Origin of the sequence: Hornefia porci, assembly GCF_001940235.1 — a bacterium.
In the GTDB taxonomy this organism is placed as follows: domain Bacteria; phylum Bacillota; class Clostridia; order Peptostreptococcales; family Anaerovoracaceae; genus Aminicella; species Aminicella porci.
The window spans coordinates 852,876-870,666 of record NZ_MJIE01000001.1 but is presented as its reverse complement, the minus strand read 5'-3'; the positions used below and the strand labels follow the sequence as shown (position 1 = coordinate 870,666).

At 51.4% G+C, this 17,791-nt stretch carries 16 protein-coding genes and 1 pseudogene; 12 read left to right on the top strand and 5 right to left on the bottom strand.

Features of this window, described 5'->3' with window-relative positions:
- Nucleotides 1-116: 116 nt before the first annotated feature.
- The 3 genes from iorA to BHK98_RS04195 are packed head-to-tail and all read left to right on the top strand — an operon-like array spanning nucleotide 117 to nucleotide 3,679.
- Nucleotides 117-1,898: an indolepyruvate ferredoxin oxidoreductase subunit alpha gene (gene iorA / locus BHK98_RS04205; RefSeq protein WP_075712330.1), complete on the top strand. Its 1,782-nt coding sequence runs from the start codon at nucleotides 117-119 to the stop codon at nucleotides 1,896-1,898.
- Between the two features lie 6 nt (nucleotides 1,899-1,904).
- The gene (locus tag BHK98_RS04200) at nucleotides 1,905-2,483 is read left to right on the top strand and encodes an indolepyruvate oxidoreductase subunit beta (protein ID WP_075712329.1); all 579 of its coding nucleotides are present in this window, start codon (nucleotides 1,905-1,907) and stop codon (nucleotides 2,481-2,483) included.
- On the top strand, nucleotides 2,480-3,679 hold the full coding sequence (locus BHK98_RS04195) for a pyridoxal phosphate-dependent aminotransferase (protein WP_075712328.1): 1,200 nt from the start codon (nucleotides 2,480-2,482) through the stop codon (nucleotides 3,677-3,679). The genes BHK98_RS04200 and BHK98_RS04195 overlap by 4 nt, the downstream gene beginning before the upstream one ends.
- A 2-nt stretch (nucleotides 3,680-3,681) precedes the next feature.
- Here the strand turns inward: BHK98_RS04195 and BHK98_RS04190 are convergent, their stop codons facing one another.
- A complete protein-coding gene (locus tag BHK98_RS04190; RefSeq protein ID WP_075712327.1) occupies nucleotides 3,682-4,470 on the bottom strand; it encodes a PHP-associated domain-containing protein in 789 nt (262 codons plus the stop codon).
- A gap of 183 nt (nucleotides 4,471-4,653) precedes the next feature.
- Between BHK98_RS04190 and BHK98_RS04185 the strand changes: the two genes are divergently transcribed.
- The 4 genes and pseudogenes from BHK98_RS04185 to BHK98_RS13150 all read left to right on the top strand — a co-directional run bounded on the left by BHK98_RS04185 (nucleotide 4,654) and on the right by BHK98_RS13150 (nucleotide 9,680).
- Nucleotides 4,654-5,673 (top strand): fibronectin type III domain-containing protein, encoded by a 1,020-nt coding sequence (locus tag BHK98_RS04185; protein WP_075712326.1) that lies wholly within the window; start codon nucleotides 4,654-4,656, stop codon nucleotides 5,671-5,673.
- Nucleotides 5,674-5,728: 55 nt separating this feature from the next.
- Complete coding sequence (locus BHK98_RS04180) at nucleotides 5,729-6,703, top strand: fibronectin type III domain-containing protein (protein WP_075712325.1); 975 nt, start codon at nucleotides 5,729-5,731, stop codon at nucleotides 6,701-6,703.
- Between the two features lie 418 nt (nucleotides 6,704-7,121).
- Nucleotides 7,122-8,536 (top strand): annotated as a pseudogene (locus BHK98_RS04175) (IS5 family transposase).
- Nucleotides 8,537-8,663: 127 nt separating this feature from the next.
- Nucleotides 8,664-9,680, top strand: coding sequence for a GNAT family N-acetyltransferase (locus BHK98_RS13150; RefSeq protein ID WP_083628041.1), 1,017 nt, complete (start codon nucleotides 8,664-8,666; stop codon nucleotides 9,678-9,680).
- A gap of 95 nt (nucleotides 9,681-9,775) precedes the next feature.
- Here BHK98_RS13150 and BHK98_RS04160 read toward each other — a convergent pair whose 3' ends face one another.
- Nucleotides 9,776-10,033: a TIGR03905 family TSCPD domain-containing protein gene (locus BHK98_RS04160; RefSeq protein WP_075712324.1), complete on the bottom strand. Its 258-nt coding sequence runs from the start codon at nucleotides 10,031-10,033 to the stop codon at nucleotides 9,776-9,778.
- Nucleotides 10,034-10,203: 170 nt separating this feature from the next.
- Here BHK98_RS04160 and BHK98_RS04155 point away from each other — a divergent pair, with 170 nt between their 5' ends.
- The gene (locus BHK98_RS04155) at nucleotides 10,204-11,427 is read left to right on the top strand and encodes a hydantoinase/carbamoylase family amidase (protein WP_075712323.1); all 1,224 of its coding nucleotides are present in this window, start codon (nucleotides 10,204-10,206) and stop codon (nucleotides 11,425-11,427) included.
- Nucleotides 11,428-11,632: 205 nt separating this feature from the next.
- Here BHK98_RS04155 and BHK98_RS04150 read toward each other — a convergent pair whose 3' ends face one another.
- Entirely contained in the window at nucleotides 11,633-12,874 is a 1,242-nt protein-coding gene (locus tag BHK98_RS04150) for an arginine deiminase (protein WP_342718734.1), read from the bottom strand.
- Nucleotides 12,875-13,007: 133 nt separating this feature from the next.
- Here BHK98_RS04150 and BHK98_RS04145 point away from each other — a divergent pair, with 133 nt between their 5' ends.
- Nucleotides 13,008-13,451 carry an SseB family protein gene (locus BHK98_RS04145; protein WP_075712322.1) on the top strand — a complete coding sequence of 148 codons (444 nt, stop codon included), beginning with the start codon at nucleotides 13,008-13,010 and terminating at the stop codon, nucleotides 13,449-13,451.
- On the top strand, nucleotides 13,448-14,008 hold the full coding sequence (locus BHK98_RS04140) for a hydrolase (protein ID WP_083628040.1): 561 nt from the start codon (nucleotides 13,448-13,450) through the stop codon (nucleotides 14,006-14,008). Before BHK98_RS04145 ends, BHK98_RS04140 begins: the two co-directional genes overlap by 4 nt.
- A 90-nt stretch (nucleotides 14,009-14,098) precedes the next feature.
- On the opposite strand, the gene BHK98_RS04135 is transcribed toward BHK98_RS04140, so the two are convergent.
- Entirely contained in the window at nucleotides 14,099-14,476 is a 378-nt protein-coding gene (locus tag BHK98_RS04135) for a hypothetical protein (RefSeq protein WP_075712321.1), read from the bottom strand.
- A gap of 383 nt (nucleotides 14,477-14,859) precedes the next feature.
- Here BHK98_RS04135 and BHK98_RS04130 point away from each other — a divergent pair, with 383 nt between their 5' ends.
- Together BHK98_RS04130 and BHK98_RS04125 are read left to right on the top strand one after the other, a co-directional pair.
- On the top strand, nucleotides 14,860-15,381 hold the full coding sequence (locus BHK98_RS04130) for a CarD family transcriptional regulator (protein ID WP_075712320.1): 522 nt from the start codon (nucleotides 14,860-14,862) through the stop codon (nucleotides 15,379-15,381).
- 104 nt (nucleotides 15,382-15,485) lie between these two features.
- Entirely contained in the window at nucleotides 15,486-16,940 is a 1,455-nt protein-coding gene (locus BHK98_RS04125) for an MFS transporter (RefSeq protein WP_075712319.1), read from the top strand.
- On the opposite strand, the gene BHK98_RS04120 is transcribed toward BHK98_RS04125, so the two are convergent.
- Nucleotides 16,912-17,742, bottom strand: coding sequence for a MerR family transcriptional regulator (locus BHK98_RS04120; RefSeq protein WP_075712318.1), 831 nt, complete (start codon nucleotides 17,740-17,742; stop codon nucleotides 16,912-16,914). The two genes, BHK98_RS04125 and BHK98_RS04120, sit on opposite strands and share 29 nt — an antisense overlap.
- Nucleotides 17,743-17,791 lie beyond the last annotated feature (49 nt).

The window sequence follows — 17,791 nt, the reverse complement described above, 5'->3', positions numbered from 1 at the left end:
ACAGGACGTGAGACAGCCGGCTGTCAGCGTCGCCGGCCGCAGGAGGGAGACCCGTCTGCGAGGAACGGTAAAATCGGGAAAGAACATCTTTAATATAGCAGGAGGAAAAGACAAGGATGAAGAAACTGTTAACAGGCGATGAGGCCATCGCGAGAGGAGCATATGAGGCGGGCGTCAGACACGCGTCAGCCTATCCGGGGACTCCCAGCACGGAGATCCTGGAAAATATCGCGAAATACGATGAGATCTATGCGGAGTGGGCGCCCAATGAGAAGGTGGCGATGGAATCCGCGATCGGAGCCTCCATGGCGGGAGTCCGGAGCATGGCGTCCATGAAGCATGTGGGGGTCAATGTGGCGGCGGACCCGCTGATGACGTTCGCCTATATGGGAGTCAACGGAGGAGCGGTGATCGTGACGGCGGATGAGCCGGGAATGTTCTCCTCACAGAATGAGCAGGATAACCGCAACTATGCGAAAATGGGAAAGATTCCGATGCTGGAGCCGGCGGACAGCCAGGAGTGTCTGGATATGATGAAGACGGCGTTCGAGCTGTCGGAGAGCTATAATGTGATTTTCATGATCCGCATGGTGACACGTGTCTGTCATTCCAAGTCTCTGGTGGAATGCGGCGAACGGCGGGAGGTGCCGGTGAAGGAATGGAAGCCGGACCCGATGAAATATGTGGCGCTGCCGGCGCACTCGAGGATTCTCAGGGTGCAGATCGAGGAGCGGATGAAGAAACTTGCGGAGTACAGTGAACGCTCGCCCTTTAACCACGCGGAGATCAATGGAACAAAGACCGGCGTGATCGCCTCCGGCGTCAGCTATTATTACGCCAGAGAGGTGTTCGGTGAGGAGGCGTCCTACCTGAAGCTGGGATTCACCAATCCGCTGCCGGAGAAGATGATCCGGGAATTCTGTGAGAAAATGGACCGGGTGTACATCGTGGAGGAAGACGATCCGTACATTGAGGAATTCTGCCAGAGGCTGGGATTTGAGGTGCACGGAAAAGACACCTTCCCGCCTTACGGGGAGATGACGCCCGACGTACTGCGGAAGAGCCTGACCGGGAGCACGCTGCCGGAGGTGGAATACGACCGGAGCAAGGTGATCCGCAGACCGCCGTCGCTCTGTGCGGGATGCCCTCACAGAGGACTGTTCTACCGTCTGGGGAAGAGAAAGGACATCATGATCAGCGGAGATATCGGCTGCTACACGCTGGCGGCGGGAGCACCGTATAATGCGATGAATTCCACAGTGTGCATGGGAGCATCCATCTCGGTGGGCCACGGAGCACAGCAGGCGTTCAACCGCGCAGGAGTGAATCGCAAGGTAGTGACGGTGCTGGGAGATTCCACATTCTTCCATACGGGAGTGGAATCCCTGATCAACACGGTGTACAACGGAAGCGATACCGTTAATATCATTCTGGATAACAGGATTACGGGAATGACGGGACATCAGCAGAATCCGGGTTCGGGCTTCACCGTGAAGATGGAGCCCGCGCCGGTTATCGACATAGAAGAGCTGGTGAAGGCACTCGGAATCCGTCATGTGAAGGTGATCGACCCCAACGACCTTGCGGCGGTGGATGCGGCGCTGGATGAATTTCTGCCTCTGAAGGAGCCGTCAGTAATCATCACGCGCTGGCCCTGTGTACTGAAGAAATTCTCTGAAGCAGATCTGGAGGAATTCGACGGTCTGTTCAGCACGAAGGACACGGTGGATCCGGAGAAATGCATTGGATGCCGCGCCTGCATGGGTACAGGATGCCCTGCGCTGATCTTTGAGAAGGAAGAGAAAAAGGTGCGCATCAACAGAGCGGATTGCGTGGGCTGCGACGTCTGCATGCAGGTATGTCCTGTGGACGCTATCACAAAGGAAACAGGGAGGTAAGGAGAGATGACAAAGAATATACTGCTGACGGGAGTCGGGGGACAGGGAACGATCCTTGCCGCAAAGATGCTGACCATCGGACTGATGGAGGAAGGCTATGACGTGAAGATGAGCGAAATTCACGGAATGAGCCAGCGGGGAGGAGACGTGACCTCCCAGGTGAGATACAGCAGGGAGCGGGTATGGTCGCCGGTAATCGAGAAGGGAACCGCCGACATCATCGTTTCCTTTGAGAAGATGGAGGCGCTGAGGAATCTGGATTACATCCGCGCGGACGGAACCGTGGTGGTGAACAGTGAGGAGATTCCTTCAATGACGGTGCTGACCGGAGAGGAGGAATACGCGCCGGATGTGATTGAAGAGCTGCAGAGGACGGCGAAGAAGGTGGTGGTCATCGACGCGTCCCGAAAGGCGGAAGAGCTGGGTAACGTGAAGGCGGCCAACGTGATTCTGCTGGGCGCGCTGGTGCAGGCTATGGGACTGGATGATATCGACTGGGAGGAGATCATCCGCAAAACAGTAAAGGAGAAGTTCGTCGAGCTTAACCTGAAGGCGTTCGCTGTCGGAAAGGAGCAGATGAAATGATCGCGGAAAATATGAAACCGAGAGTTGCCGGAAACTCTGTGATCCGGCAGATGTTCGAGGAAGGAAAGAAAATGGCGCAGGTCGTGGGACCGGAAAACGTCTATGATTTCAGTCTGGGAAATCCCAACGTGCCGGCGCCCCGGGCGGTCAGCGATGCCATTATCGATATTCTGCAGAACGAGGATCCGATCCGGGTGCACGGGTACATGTCCAACGCGGGCTTTGAGGAGACGCGGCAGGCGATTGCGGAGGATCTGAACCGACGGTACGGCACGGCCTATCGTGCGGAAAATGTGATTATGAGCGCCGGGGCGGGCTCAGCGCTGAATGTCGCGCTGAAAACGATTCTGGATCCCGGGGACGAGGTCATCGTCTTCGCACCGTATTTTGTGGAATACAAAAATTACATCGGAAATTTCTATGCCGGGACGGTGGAAGTCGCACCGCGGCCGGACGGATCCTTCCTGCCGGATGCGGAAGGACTGAGGAAGGCGGTCACGGAGAAGACGAGGGCGGTCATCGTCAATACGCCGAACAATCCCACGGGGGTGGTCTATCCGGAGACGGTGATCCGGCAGCTGGCGGAAATTCTGACGGAGGAATCAGAGCGGATCGGACATCCGATCTATCTGATTTCGGACGAGCCGTACCGCGAACTGGTTTACGGCGGTGCAGAGGTTCCGCATATCCCGGATTATTACGACAATACGATTATCTGTTATTCCTACAGTAAATCGCTTTCCCTGCCGGGGGAGCGGATCGGGTATGTTCTTGTTCCCGACGCGTCGGATGATTCGCAGGAATTCATTACGGCGGCGACGATTGCCAACCGTATTATCGGAATCGTCAACGCACCGTCCCTGATTCAGCTGGCGATTACCCGCTGCCTGGACGCCAAGGCAGACATCGACTTCTATGAGAAGAACGGGCGGACGCTGTACGACGGGCTGACTGAGGCCGGATACGACTGTCTGGAGCCCCGGGGTGCGTTTTACCTCTGGGTGAAATCTCCGGATGAGGATGAGGACGAATTCGTCGGACGGCTGAAAAAGGAGCACATCCTGGTGACTCCGGGCAGCGCCTTCGCCGGTCCCGGATATATTCGGATCTCGTACTGTGTCGCCCATGAAACGATTGTGAATTCTCTGCCGGGATTCCGCCGGGTCGCAGAGGAATATTCTCTGAAAACCCGGTAAATCTATTCGATGTTTTCGTCGTAGAGCCCCATCCGCAGGACTTTAATCTTCCGGTAAGGCTTCAACAGCAGGCTGGCGCTCCGGTTCAATGTTTTCAGCGTATAGTTGGTGACCTTCCAGTAGCGCTTGTTATGGTGCCGCAGGAAGGCCCGCTCTTTGCCGCCGAAGGCTACAATCCCGTTATTCTTGATGCAGTCGATCAGGTCGTTGTTGCAGGTGATGTCACGGTCAAATTCCGTGAACGCCGTGCCCACGTACATGGATTTGTGGGAATCGGAGCCGCCGATACAGGGAAGACCGTATTCCCGGGCGAGACCGCGGGCCTTGATGTTCGCGCTCACCAGCTCGCAGGTGTTGAAGCCTTCCAGGAAGTCGAAGCGCCGCATGATTTCCGGATGCTTTCGGATCTTGCGGAAGAACATAGCGCTGGAGCTGCGCATTCCATATGGATGAGCCGGACCCAGAATGCCTCCGTAGTGGTGAACCAGTTTGGAGAGAATCTCCGCGCGCATGCCGCGGACCGACAGCAACCGCACATTCACGCCGTCCGGCATGATGACGATGAAATGCCCGGCGTCCCGGGTGTCATATTCAATCCCCTTCAGCACAACAAAACCCTCCGGCATCGTGTCCTGATGCTTTTTCCAGTACCGGTATCCCCGGTATGAGTCGTGATCGGTAACCAGCATCCCGCCGAAACCCCGGCTTTTCAGAATCGTAATATATTCTCTGATCGCCACATGGGAATCAATAGATCCTTCTCTGGTGTGGCAGTGCATATCAAATTTCATACGCAAACCTTCTTTCTTGTCTTTTATTTTATACACAAGAGTGTGTTTTTGCAATCATGGTAACGTAATGTTTTTGTCACAGAAGTACAGCCTTTGATAAGTTTTAGTTGAACGTGCTCCCGTGAGGTGATACTATTAATTTAGAGAAAGTTCTAATTTTGAAGTATTGGTTGGGAGGAATATATGAAAAGAATTGTGTTGATGCTGAGCACAGTATTGCTGGTTATATTCGTTTCCGGTATGTGCGTATTTGCGGATACTGCATCTGAAGATAAGGTTGACAAATATGATCTCACTACATGGAATTTTTATTTGGATGAAGATGTAGATCTTGTGTATCAACCTTTTTATGGAAGTTGCTATGGAGTCTTTGACTCAGTAAAGTGTGACGAACCTTCAGAGGTATCGTTTAATCTTTCTAAAGATGCAGTTGTTACTATTATCAATAGTTCTGGGGAACAAATTTTTCTTCACTCATATGGCACCTGCATGGATATAGGGAGCCCTGAAGTGGGAGAAAGTAAAGTAATTGTAACCGGGGAGAGTCCCTTCTATGGAAAGGTAGAAATCCCTTTTGAGGTAACTCCGTATAAGGTCAAAAAAAGTGAACTAGGAGTTTTTTTGGTAGATGGTCACGATTTGGTAAATGCTACCTATAAGTCTACTTATAATGGAAAAGCGAAACACCCAAAATATGGGATAGATTTTAAGGAATATGACGAGGACGAGGAGGAGTGGTTTAGCCAGTATCAATTGGTAAAGGGTGAAGATTATACTGTGTCGTATAAGTACAGCAACAACAAAAATGTTGGAATTGGAACAGTATACCTTACTTTTAAGTTCAAGGGAAATTACTCTGGAACTATAAAGACAAAGAAGACCTTTAAAATTTTACCCAAAGGAACAAAGTTTAAAAGTGGCAGAGGGTATAAAAAATCTATTAAAGTAAAGTGGAAAACTCGTAAGGATGTATCAGGATATAAAGTTACAGTAAATAGAATAGTTTGGGACGATGATTTTGAAGACGGCTATTTTGTAAGCCATATTGACACTTATACGTTCAAAGGTAAAAAACGTAATTCTTTAAATATTACTGGGCTTAAGCGGCACGCAACGTATGAAGTGACGGTACGTACATATAAGACCGTTAAGGGAAAGAAAATTTATTCGAAGGGTAAGACCAAAACTATATATACACACTAGATGAATATGAAAAGTTGAGGAGTCCAGTTATAGAAAACTGTAGAAGAGGAAGAAAATGAAAAGAAGTATAGTAATGCTGATATCAGCGCTGATTCTCATTCTGATGTCTAGTATATGTGTATTTGCAGACACGGAGGCTGAGGGCGAATCGGATCCGTATGATATTACTACTTGGAATATCCATTTAAACAAAACAACCTTTAAGTTTGAGCCATACGATTGGGAGCTTGAAACAAATAAGAATGCCGGAACCGATAGCAACATTTTGGAAAACTTGGAATACGATTTGCCATCCAATATCTATCCTGACTTTGACGAAGCTATTAAGTGGGAAATCTCGGGACAGTACGATTACATAGTGGTAGATGAAGATTATGAAGCGGGTATCGACTATGGCGAGTTTTATCGTTACAGTGCTGGGAGACATACAATAAAGCTAACAGGAAAGGCTCCTTATAAAGGAACTGTGGAACTTTCATTTGAGGTGACCCCTTATAAAATTTCTCAAGGGACGATTAACGATGAATTTGTTTATGAATTTGAGGAAGGATACACATATACTGGGAAAAAGATTTGCCCTAAATGCAAGATTTGGGTGGGGAATTACTTGAAAGAGGGAAGAGATTATACAATTAAGTATACCTATGGCAACAATAAAAAAGTTGGCAAGGCAACTGTGAGTATGATGGTAAAGTATAAAGGGAATTATACCGGAACCGTAAAAGGGAAAAAGACCTTTGAAATTTGCCCTAAAGGTACTAAATTTAAAAAAGCAAAAGGTTACAAGAAGTCCGTTTACGTAAAGTGGAAAAAACGTAGTGGTGTATCTGGATATACCGTTTACCTAGAGAACGCCAACGGGAAAATATGTGACTATTACGTTTTTAAAGGACAGAAGAGAACGTCCTTGAAAATAACTGGACTGAAGCGTCATACTAAGTACTACGTTTCAGTTGGCACATATAAGAAGGTGAAAGGTAAGAAATACTATTCAATTACCGATTCCACGAAAGTTGTTCGTACCCATTAATCAAAACTGAAATTTCGGGTAATCGAATTTTTTTAGGATTTGCCAAAGTTTTTTAGGGGAAAGCATTAGGGTTAGATATCATTCGTCATGGCCTGTCGTTAGGGGCAGTCTGTGGGGTCGTTCATTAGGGGCGATCTATGGGGTCTGAACAAACAAGAACTGAACAGAAAATCAAGCGGAGGATCGATAAGTGATCTTCGCTTTGAATTGCAACGATTCTGATATTAGTTTTCTTAATGAGAGTTTAGGTTAGTGTCTGCTCACAACAACTTTGAATGTGACTGAAGTATTGAAATCATCGCATTTATGGGGAATCTGTGATATAATAGAGATGCAAGGAAAACTACCAAATCCACTGAAAAACCTTGCACTTCAAGGAGCGCCCAATGTATACAAGGATCGATTTTATCAACTTGGAATGGCTGATTTCAACCAACCCATCGAACTCAAGATGAATCCGGAAAACCGCTAGATAAAGAAAACTGAAGCCATTCCATCGTTCGCAATTGAGGATCGCTATGCGAAGCTTTTCCCCGGTAAAACCGGGATGCCGGCCAAGCCGCTACGCACAGCACTGGGATCATTGATCATCCGGGAGCAGTACGATTACTCAGACCGAGAACTGGTAGAACAGATCACAGAGAATCCATACTACCAGTACTTCATCGGATTTCCCGGATACCAGCAGGAACCGCCATTCGCACCATCACTCCCGGTAAAGTTCCGGAAGAGACTGACCGCGGATATCCCGGGAGAGATCAACGAGATGATTATTGAGTTCAATCATTCGGACGATGAGCCCCCGGCGAACAGCATTGATGCTCCCGATGACGAGTCTGCCGAGAACGATGCTCTCGCAGAAAACAAGGGAACCATGATGCCGGATGCCACATGTGCACCACAGCATATCGCGTTCCCGCAGGATATCAACCTGCTGAACGAAGCCAGAGAGAATCCGGAAACGATCATCGACACGATATGCTACGAATTCAACGGACCGAAACCTCGTACCTATCGGCGGAACGCCAGAAAAGATTATCTGGCACTGGCAAAGAAAAAGAAATGTACGAAGAAGGAGATCCGTGAGGCGTTGAAAAAGCAGCTCCGGTATGTTCGGCGGGACATTGGATACGTCGATCGGTTCTCGGCTGAAGGCAAAGAACTGTGTCCGGCACATACCGCCAGACTGAACGTGATAAGAAAGGTCTACGAACAGCAGGACTATATGTACCGCAACAAGACGCACAAAGTACCAGACCGGATCGTGAGCATAAGTCAGCCATACATCCGGCTGATCGTCAGAGGCAAAGCCAGGACACCAACAGAGTTCGAAGCGAAGCTCGACATGAGCATCGACGATCACGGCATGGCCCGCATCGAAAAACAGTCCTTCGATGCATACAACAAAAGCGATGTTCTGATCGGAGCAATTGAGGCTACCATACAAGGACCGGCCACTATCCGGAGCGGAGCCTAGCTGACAAGCTCTACCGGAACCGCAAGAACCTAAAATATTGCAAGGAGCATGGGATTTGGCTCTCCGGATCGGCATTGAGCCGCCCAAAGAAGGATCTGACTGAAGGTCGAAAGAACGTATATACCGATGCGGTTGACCGCATCGAGATCGAACGAGACTTCAGCTTGGCTAAACGATGCTATGGACTTGGATTGATCCGGATGAAGCTGGATACAACGACCAGGAGTTCCATCAGCCTGTCAATCATCGCAATGAATGTCGACAGGCTGACCGCTGTTTCTTTATGTGATTTTTTGAAATCGATTTTTCAAAGTGCATGGGGAGGATATCTGAGTATGCACCTCTCCCCCAGTTGACGATTATCCGTTATTGCCGTTTAAACTCAGTTGTTGAGCAGACACTAAATAACAGTATCCGCTCATTAAGCCCCCGCCGGACTTAATGGGCGCTGACCGGTGCGCATTGAACTGAGGGGAGGAGCCTATGAATATCAGAAAGCTTACGATTCGTAAAACCGGCGATTACAGAGAGCTGGCGCCGCTGTTTGCTGCCGCGGGACTTGAAAACACAGAACGTGTCCCGGAGGGGTTCCGGTTCGGGTTCGCGGCGGAGGATGAGAACGGCGCGCTCGCAGGGGGCGCAGCCCTGGTGAAAACCGGAAATCAGTATGTCCTGCACGATATCGCGGTGACGGAAGCGCTGAGAGGTAAAGGCGTGGGCAGACGGCTGCTCTGCAGTGCGATGGCCGCGTTTCAGGATATGGGTGCGGAACGGGTCTGTCTGGCGGCGAAGGCGCCGGCGTTTTTCCGGAGCTGCGGTTTTTCGGAAATTGACGCTGACGAGGTGCCGGGGCTGTTTCACTGCCGGGAGTGTGAGTCTTTTGGAACAAAGTGTACGCCCGAGTTTATGGTGATGGAGCTGACAAAAGAAAGACTCCTGTTTGTGGACAGCTGCGTTTCCACGCACCGTTCCCGTACACGACAGCTTTGTGACGCATGGATCCGCAGGTTCCGGAAGGAGCATCCCGGCGCGGTGACAGATATCGCGGTGGCAGAGCCCGGTGTGGTGCAGCCGATGGACCGGGAGTCGATTCTGCTGCGTAATGAACTGATTCAGCAGAGGGACTGGGAGGCGCCCATGTTCGATCTCGCCCGACAGTTCCGTCGGGCAGATTACATCCTTGTGGGAGCACCTTACTGGGACTGTTCTTTTCCGTCCGTCCTGAAAATCTACATTGAAAATATCGTAGTGTCTGACCTGACCTTCCGCGAGACAGAGCAGGGATATGAGGGACTGTGTCCCTGCCGGGAGCTGACTTATATTACGACGGCGGGAGGTCCCGTCGGTGAAATGGATCTTGGCTATGACTATATCCGCGGAGTGGGACGGATGCTGGGCATCAGGAATTTCCGGGAATACCGTGCGGAGGGTCTGGATATCCGGGGTGCGGACGTGGACGGAATCATGGCAGAGACGCTGGAGAAAATAAACCATGGATGAAAACGGGACTGCTGCAATAGACCTTCAAGAGTCGAAGCAGCAGTCCTGCGCTTAGTACGCGATGGAAAAAGTGCTTATATCGTGTAATAGCGTGCTTACGCATTATCAAGAGCCTGATCGATGGCGCGGGCGAGCTGGTCGGCGCAGGAGGTTCCGCGTCCGCCGCAGTCGTTTCCCCGAAGCCGGTCTGCGGCTTCTCTGGCGTCCGTGCCCTCCAGGAGAAGCCCGAGGGCCTTCAGGTTCCCGTCGCAGCCTCCGTAGAAACTCAGCTCGTGCAGCTTTCCGTTTTCGTCAAGATTAAAGTGGATGAGCTGAGAGCATGTTCCGCTGGTTCTGTACATATAGTTGTTCATTTATTGCCTCCTCGATTAATTTCTAACAGACATTGTACACGAACCCGGGGCTGCGGGCAACTTTGTTTTTTATTTCACAAATTTCTGCGCCGCATTTCTGTACAGGAAGAATATATTATGCTAAAATAGCAGTACGTTATCAGAATAAAACGAAGTGACGGGGTGCTACTATGGATGCAAAAATAAGCAGAGAACTGGACTGGCTGGAGACAGCCATCGACGAATTCGCGGAGACTTCCATCCGGGGCGGCGAATACTGGCGCGCGTCCTATACAGATGAGGACAGGGCGGCGGTGGAAATGCTGACCGGATGGTATACGGAGCGTGGCTTCAAAGCCTACACGGACGAGGTCGGAAATCTCTACGGCCGGCTGGAAGGTAAGGAAAGCGGCGTTATTCTGACCGGCTCACATCGGGACACGGTTAAACACGACGGCAAATACGGCGGCGCACTGGGGCTTTTATCTGCTGTTGCGGCTGTTACCGGGCTGCATCAGGAGCTGGGACAGCCGGTGAAAACCGTGGAAATCGTGGCAACGGTAGAGGAAGAAGGAAGCCGTTTCATTTCAAGTTATACCGGAAGCAGGGCTATCGCCGGAAAGCTGAAGCCGGAGCATCTGGAAGAGGAGGATGCACAGGGAATAACTCTGAAGCAGGCAATGGAGGACGCCGGATATTACAAAGGAAGCCTTCCGGAGCCCCGTCGGGACATTGAGCGTTTTGTAGAGCTCAGCGCCGAACAGGGATCGGTAATGGAAAAGTCTCTGAAAAAGGTGGGGCTGGTGCAGTCCATTGTCGGACTGGAGGTGGGAAGTATCACGATCCACGGGGAACAGAACCACGCCGGCACCACGCCGATGAGCATGAGAAAGGATCCTGTTCCCTACGCGGCGCAGATTATCGCGTCTCTGACCAAATGGGCCAACAGCAGGAACGATCGGGTTGTCGTCACCTTTGGAAACGTTCAGGTGCAGCCCGGAAAGCCGAATATCATCGCTGACTCCGTTACGATTACCTTTGATATCCGTTCCACCAACGAATCTCTTCTCAGCGAGGCGCGTTCCATCCTGCAGGAATTCCGGAACAGCGCCGGACCGGGATTTTCAGTGGATTATAAAATCGCCGCCTACGACGCGCCGGCGGATATGGATCTCGACGGGATTCTGGCGATGCGCGATATCGCGGCGGAGCATAACATGAAGTATATGAGGATCGACAGCGGAGCCGGACATGACGCTCAGATCGTTGCAGACTGTTTCCCCACAAATATGATTTTTGTCTCCAGCGAGAAGGGAATCGCACACTCTCCGCTGGAGTATACGTCCAGAGAGGATCTGGAAGAAGGATACATTCTTCTGCGGGAGTACCTCAGAACGCTCGCCTGGGGAAAATAAAGGATTACTTCAGCGTGTTCATCTGTCGAATACGCCTGAAATATCTGTGCAGTGAAACGGAGGCACCGGATCTTTTCCGGTGCCTCCGCTGCAATATCGGTTTTTTCGCGGTGCTCCCGTCTGCCGTAAGGGGAAACGGGGAGCATCTGAAAGAACCGAAGTGTTCTTTGTTCTGAAAGCCGCAGGGCGTTCTTTGTGCCGGAACCTACAGACTGTCGCGGTTCAGCGGGCAGACCATGCAGCGCGTGCCGCCTCTGCCGCGGGAAAGCTCGGAGCCCGGAATCGTGATGATTGCGACGCCGTTTTCGGACAGAAGCTCGTTAGTGATGTAGTTCCTCTGATAGGAGACGACCTTGCCCGGTGCAACCGCCAGAGCGTTGGCCGCATCGCCCCACTGCTCTCTCTGTGATGCGAGGTAATCGCTGCCGCCGCACTGGATCAGATTCACCGCGGGGAGCTTCAGCGCTTTCTTCAGCATGTCCTCCAGCGAGTCGGTGACGGTGGTCAGCTTCGGTTCGCCGCCCTTGCCCATCGTGATCTCGAATTTCTGGTTCAGGCTGCCCATAGCCGGGTAAATCGCGAACTTGTCATAGTCCACCATTGTAAAAATCGTGTCCAGATGCATGTACGCCCGGGTTTTGGGAATGTCCAGAACAAGAATTTTTTTGAATCCCCCGTCGGTAAGCAGGCGCTTCGACAGAGCCTCGATTCCTCTGGCGGTGGTGCGCTCGCTGAGACCGAGCGCGACGACGTCTTTATTGAGAACGTGAATGTCGCCGCCCTCCAGGGAATACGGATCGTTGTAGTCGTAGTAGAGAGGCGTATCCTCCGGAATCAGGTCGCGGTCGTTTTCATAAATGTATTTCATCAGCAGTGCTTCCCGTCTTCTGGTGGCGGTACTCATGTGATGGATGGAAACGCCCTTTCCGATAGCCGCGATGGGATCCCGCGTGAAATAGGCGTTGGGCATGGGATCCAGATAGAAGGGGTAGGCGGACATGATGAAGTCGGAGAGAGACTTGGCGTTGTTCACCACGACATCTTCCTTCTTGATTCCGTCAATCGCGGTCCGCACAAGGGTCTCCGCGTCCATTGCCGTCAGGTATTCCGTCAGAGCCTCCAGTGTGCCTTCGCTGGTAATACCGCTTTCATCCAGAAGTTCCCGGATAAACCGGGCGCGGACGTCCTCATTCGCCAGCGCCTTCGCGGCTTCGTCCACCAGGTAGACCACATCGGCGCCGCAGTTCCTCAATACTTCGGCGAAGTGGTCGTGCTCCTGCTGTGCGACCTTCAGGAACGGGATGTCGTCGAACAGAAGACGTTCAAAGTTTTCCGGCACCAGACCCTCTACCTCGTGGTCGATGCGGTGGATCAGAACTTTGTTCAGCCTTCCGATCTCCGAAAAGTTATGAATTCCCGGTTTCATTTTCAGTACCTTTCCTTTCATATCAGTAATAATTACCTTTCAGACTAATTATACTACGATTACGGCAGAGGTGTCTATCATTTGATGATTGATTTTTCCGCGAATTTTGTTAGAATGGACAAGAGGTTATCGCAGTAGTGAATGGAGACAGAAAATGGATGAATATAAGAATTTTACAGAAGAAATGCTGAAGGACGGGAGCACGCTCTGTTATCTGAAGCACAGATTCCTTTCCAAAAAAACACGGGAGCAGCTGGACTGGCTGCTGGCCTGTCTGCGGGATTCTGTCCTGATTGTTCCCACCCTTCCGGTGAGCGGAAAACCGGATTTTCTGGAAAGTGACGACGGCGTGCGTTTCCTGCCGGTATTTTCCCAGGAAAAGCAGCTTCCGCCGGATTACATGGAGGAATTTGATCTCAGGAGGATGGGAATCGAGGAATGCGTCGGGCTGGCGAAGGAGTATCCGGACTGCAGCGGACTGGTGCTGGACGGGTTTACGGAGGCCATGATCATCGAGTATGATCTTACGGACGCGATTCTGCGGATTCCCTCCCGGCTTCATCCGAAGGAAGAGGAGAAAGGAGATGCAGAAGCATGAGCAGCCTTATTATGAAGAGAGACGACGCCGTGGTGGTGGAGGTTGATTATCAGGACGGGTTCGTACCGGTCATTTATAATCATGAGAAGCTGGAAACCCGTCTGGTGCAGGCGATCCGGGGATTTCGGATTCTTGACGTGCCGATTATCGCGACTACGCAGTACGCGAAGGGCCTCGGGAATACAACCGCGGCTGTCGCAGAGGCGCTGGGTGATTTTGTCCCCATCGACAAAAGAACCTTCAGCTGCACAGGGTGCCCGGAGTTCATGGAGGCGCTGGAGGCAACGGGCAGAAAAAGCGTGATTCTGATCGGAATTGAAACGCATATCTGTGTTCAGCAGACTGCGCTGTATCTGATGGAAAAAGGCTATAATGTCTATCTGATTGCGGACTGCCTTTCCGCCCGCTTCAGAGAAAATCACGAGCGGGGACTGGCGCGGCTGGCAGATTCCGGCGCCACGGTGACGACGCTGGAATCGATTTTGTTCGAGCTTCTGGTGGATTCCAGAGATCCGGCATTCAGAGGAATTTCGGACCTGGTGAAGGAAATCTGGTGAGGTTGTCATCGTCGCCGATGTGTAAAAAACAGGACAAAAAAACGCCGGGTCGCAGCGGTTGATATACCGCTGCGTGTTCCGGCGTCTGCGCTATTTCCCGGACTCTTCTTTGGCGGCCTGCTCTTTGATGTACAGCTGAATCCGTCTGAGACGGATGGCCTCTTCTTTCTTCTCGAAGTAATTGCGCATCTCCCGTTCGACACGCTCCCGCTCCTGAGCTTCCTCCAGCGCGGCCCTGTCTGCCTTCGCCTCCTTAAAGGACTTCGGGAGCAGCTCGTCTTCCGCCAGGGTTCGCTCCCGGATATAGTCGCCGATCTCCTTCAGGCGGACCTCCTCATTCTGCTTCTCCATGTAGCGTATCATCGCCGCACGGATCTGCTCGTCTGCATTGTCTGTTTCGTTGGACTTCACGTCCGGATCCTTCAGGGCTTCCTCGAAAGCCTGCTGGTATACTTTTTTGTCAACCATAGCTTTTTCCTCCCAATCTCTATCTGACAGTTCTGATTATATAATACCACGGATATTAAGAAATAACCAGTTCGCTGAGACATGCATTAATTATATTTGTTGATGCATGTCTGTTCATGTTTTTATGTTCGGTAACTTTGAAGACTGGCTCGATCTGTCGGGCTTTTCTGCGAAACTGGCACGCGGCGGAGCGGCGTTGGTTTATGTCTGGGCGGCTCTTGATGCCGTGCGATGTCTGGATAAGCTTGAGGAGAAGGACAAGCGCCAATAAAATGTAACTGACCCATGATGGGAAAATTCAGAAATAGGACTTACATTTTTCTGCGAAATAGTGTATAATAATTTTGGAAAATTGTGACACATACGCAGAGAGGAGTGACTCAATGTATGAAGCAGGCGATCTGATTATGTATGGTGCTACAGGCGTCTGCAGAGTGGATGCAGTTTCAACAGGAGTTTTCGATCCGGATGATGACAGACAGTATTATGTGCTGCAGCCGTTATATCAGACCGGCACGATTTATGCGCCGATCGATAATAACAAGGTGTTTACGCGTCCGATTATATCGGAGGATGAGGCAAACGCGCTTATCGACAGTATGCCGGAAATTCACTCGGAGGTTTTTAAGTCCAGCAGTATTCAGCAGTTGTCAAAGCATTATCAGGAAGTCATCGACACCCATGAATGTGAGGGCTTGGTTGAACTCACCAAATCGATTCATCTGAAGAAGGAGGAGGCTGTGAAGCAGAACCGTCATCTCGGACAGATCGACAGGAAATTCATGAAACGGGCAGAGGATCTTTTGTTTGGAGAAATCGCAGCCGCACTGCAGATTCCAAGAGAAGAGGTTTCTTCATATATCCGCAAGCGCACGGGTCTGCGGATTGAGGAGACCAGAGAATAAACGTTATTACAGGAAGAGAGGCGGAAGCCTCTTGTTTTTATGAAAAAATACTTGACTATACAGTAACTGTATAGATTAATATAGAATCATTGGAGGTGTTTACTATGAAACTGAGATTCCATACCAAGCTTTCTTATGGGATCGGCGGTGTTGCGGACAACGCAATGTATACAATGGCGGGAACCTTCCTGCTGTTCTTTCTCACATCGGTGGCGGGTATACAGCCGGCTGCCGCCGGAGCAATCGTCGCGATCGGATCAGTGTGGGAGGTGATCTGCGGACCCATCACCGGATTTCTGTCGGACAACACAGAGACCCGCTACGGAAAAAGAAAACCGTTTCTGATGGCGGCGGCGTTTCCGGTCGCCATCGTGACCAGTCTGCTGTTTACGGCGATCGACGCCGGATATGCGGTCAAGCTCGTCTATTACTTTGTGATGACGCTGCTGTTCTGGCAGGCCTTCGCACTGTTCTTTGTACCTTACATGGCGTGGGGATCCGATCTGACGGAGGATTACCATGAACGGACGGTGCTGCGGTCTTACGCTTATGTGTTCAATCAGGTCGGAATGGCGCTGGGTATGGTACTGCCTACGGCGATGGTGGATCTTTTGATGAATATGGGAAGAACCCGGGAAATGTCCTGGTCCATGACAGGAATCATCGTCGGCGTTTCCAGCGGCGCCGCGCTGCTGATCTGTGCGTTGACAATTCATGAGACTGACGTTCCGGATTTCAGGAAAGATCCGAACCGCAAGAGTCGGTTTTCTCTGAAGGAAATTGGGGTGATGTTCCGTGATTACGGGGAGATCATTCAGCTGCGTCCGATTCAGTATATCATCGGAGCAAGTCTGCTCTACCTGGTGGCGAACACTCTGTTTTCGTCAGACCGTGTCTATTATTTCACCTATAATCTGGGACTCTCCGCGGGTCAGATATCTCTGATCATGCTGGTAATCACGGCGTCCGGTATCGCGTTGACGCCCGTTGTCACCACGATCTGCAGCAGGAGCGACAAAAAGAAGGTGCTGCTCGGCGGCGTGGGGATGACGGGACTCCTGCTGATTGCCTCGAGGTTTATCGGCGTGGATTCCTTCGGCGCGTGCTGCCTGGTATGTTTCTGTTATTCCATCGGGAATACCTGCTACTGGCAGCTTATGCCGTCGATGATTTACGACGTCTGTGAGGCGGAGGAGCTGGCGTCGGGTGAGAAGCATTCCGGGCAGGTCATTTCCCTTCAGGCGCTGTCGGAATCCCTGGCTACGGCCGTCGGATCGCAGGCGCTGGGCGTGATTCTCCAGATGGCACGTTTCAATGAGGAGGCGAGCCGGCAGGCGGCCTCCGCACTGACCTGGATCAGCAACAGCTTTACTCTGATTCCGGGGGTGTGTATGGTTGTCGTCGCGGTGGTCATTGCCAGACATCCGGTGAACAAGGCATCGTTTGCCCGCATCATGAAGGCGCTGGAACGGCGGAGAGCGGGAGAGGCGGTTGACCTTGCGGAATTTGAGGATATATATGGCAGAAAGTTCATTGAGAAAGCTTCACGGAAAGCTTGACGACATAATGATAATATCCTTCGACGGACAGATCGTCGAGGATCAGATCCTCATAGAGAGAATCATCTGTTTTCAGATGGTTCTCTTTTATATATGCGAGGAGCCGGTGGCACATGGAAAGCACGCCGCCATATCCCCGGTTTCCGTAAATGCATAGATACCGGCCGCCGTAATCGAGCGTTTCCAGGTTGTTGCTCTCGCCCGGGATGCGGTTTGGGGGGAGAACGCTGTAAAAGCGGGAGTAAGAATAGGAATCCTCCCGGATATCAGAAATCGGGATGATTCCGCCGACATCGACGCTGCCGGCGAGTCCGAGGTCACGGTAACGCCGGAAATGGCGGCTGACGGCTTCGGCGACGCTGGCTTCATCGTCGTTGCCGGTATAGTTCGAGGTGATCAGGCGGGCAGGAGGGAGATCCTCAACGACGACTTCGTCCATGACGGCGCGGATGCCTTCCTGTGTCGTTCTGACTTTGACGTCGATATAATCCCGGGCAAATTCCAGCCGGCGGATTTTCTGATCCACCTCGTCCCTCCATTTGTTCATCAGCTCGATCAGCGCCTGCGGAGAGCGATGCTCCATGTGACGGCGGATGTCCTTCAGCGGAACCGAAAGCTCCCGGAGCATCAGCAGGGTTTCAAAGGTTTCCAACTGTGTGAAGGAATAGTAGCGGTAGCCGTTTTCGCCGACGCGCTCCGGCTTGAAGATATCGATCTCGTCGTAATAGAACAGAGTCTGTTTGGGGACGCCGAACAGTGCGGCGAACTCGCCGGTGGTGAAATAATATTTAGAATCTGGCATCGAGAACCTCCCGAAAGTTATTAATGCGTGCTCAGCCATCATTATACCA

Bases quoted from the DNA above. Each gene is read 5' to 3' on its own strand.
- BHK98_RS04195 (WP_075712328.1), top strand. From the start codon at position 2,480: ATGATCGCGGAAAATATGAAACCGAGAGTTGCCGGAAACTCTGTGATC.
- BHK98_RS04150 (WP_342718734.1), bottom strand. From the start codon at position 12,874: ATGAAAGGAAAGGTACTGAAAATGAAACCGGGAATTCATAACTTTTCG.
- BHK98_RS04135 (WP_075712321.1), bottom strand. From the start codon at position 14,476: ATGGTTGACAAAAAAGTATACCAGCAGGCTTTCGAGGAAGCCCTGAAG.
- BHK98_RS04180 (WP_075712325.1), top strand. From the start codon at position 5,729: ATGAAAAGAAGTATAGTAATGCTGATATCAGCGCTGATTCTCATTCTG.
- BHK98_RS04160 (WP_075712324.1), bottom strand. From the start codon at position 10,033: ATGAACAACTATATGTACAGAACCAGCGGAACATGCTCTCAGCTCATC.
- BHK98_RS04130 (WP_075712320.1), top strand. From the start codon at position 14,860: ATGTATGAAGCAGGCGATCTGATTATGTATGGTGCTACAGGCGTCTGC.
- BHK98_RS04125 (WP_075712319.1), top strand. From the start codon at position 15,486: ATGAAACTGAGATTCCATACCAAGCTTTCTTATGGGATCGGCGGTGTT.
- BHK98_RS04145 (WP_075712322.1), top strand. From the start codon at position 13,008: ATGGATGAATATAAGAATTTTACAGAAGAAATGCTGAAGGACGGGAGC.
- iorA (WP_075712330.1), top strand. From the start codon at position 117: ATGAAGAAACTGTTAACAGGCGATGAGGCCATCGCGAGAGGAGCATAT.
- BHK98_RS04185 (WP_075712326.1), top strand. From the start codon at position 4,654: ATGAAAAGAATTGTGTTGATGCTGAGCACAGTATTGCTGGTTATATTC.
- BHK98_RS04200 (WP_075712329.1), top strand. From the start codon at position 1,905: ATGACAAAGAATATACTGCTGACGGGAGTCGGGGGACAGGGAACGATC.
- BHK98_RS04190 (WP_075712327.1), bottom strand. From the start codon at position 4,470: ATGAAATTTGATATGCACTGCCACACCAGAGAAGGATCTATTGATTCC.
- BHK98_RS04140 (WP_083628040.1), top strand. From the start codon at position 13,448: ATGAGCAGCCTTATTATGAAGAGAGACGACGCCGTGGTGGTGGAGGTT.
- BHK98_RS04155 (WP_075712323.1), top strand. From the start codon at position 10,204: ATGGATGCAAAAATAAGCAGAGAACTGGACTGGCTGGAGACAGCCATC.
- BHK98_RS04120 (WP_075712318.1), bottom strand. From the start codon at position 17,742: ATGCCAGATTCTAAATATTATTTCACCACCGGCGAGTTCGCCGCACTG.
- BHK98_RS13150 (WP_083628041.1), top strand. From the start codon at position 8,664: ATGAATATCAGAAAGCTTACGATTCGTAAAACCGGCGATTACAGAGAG.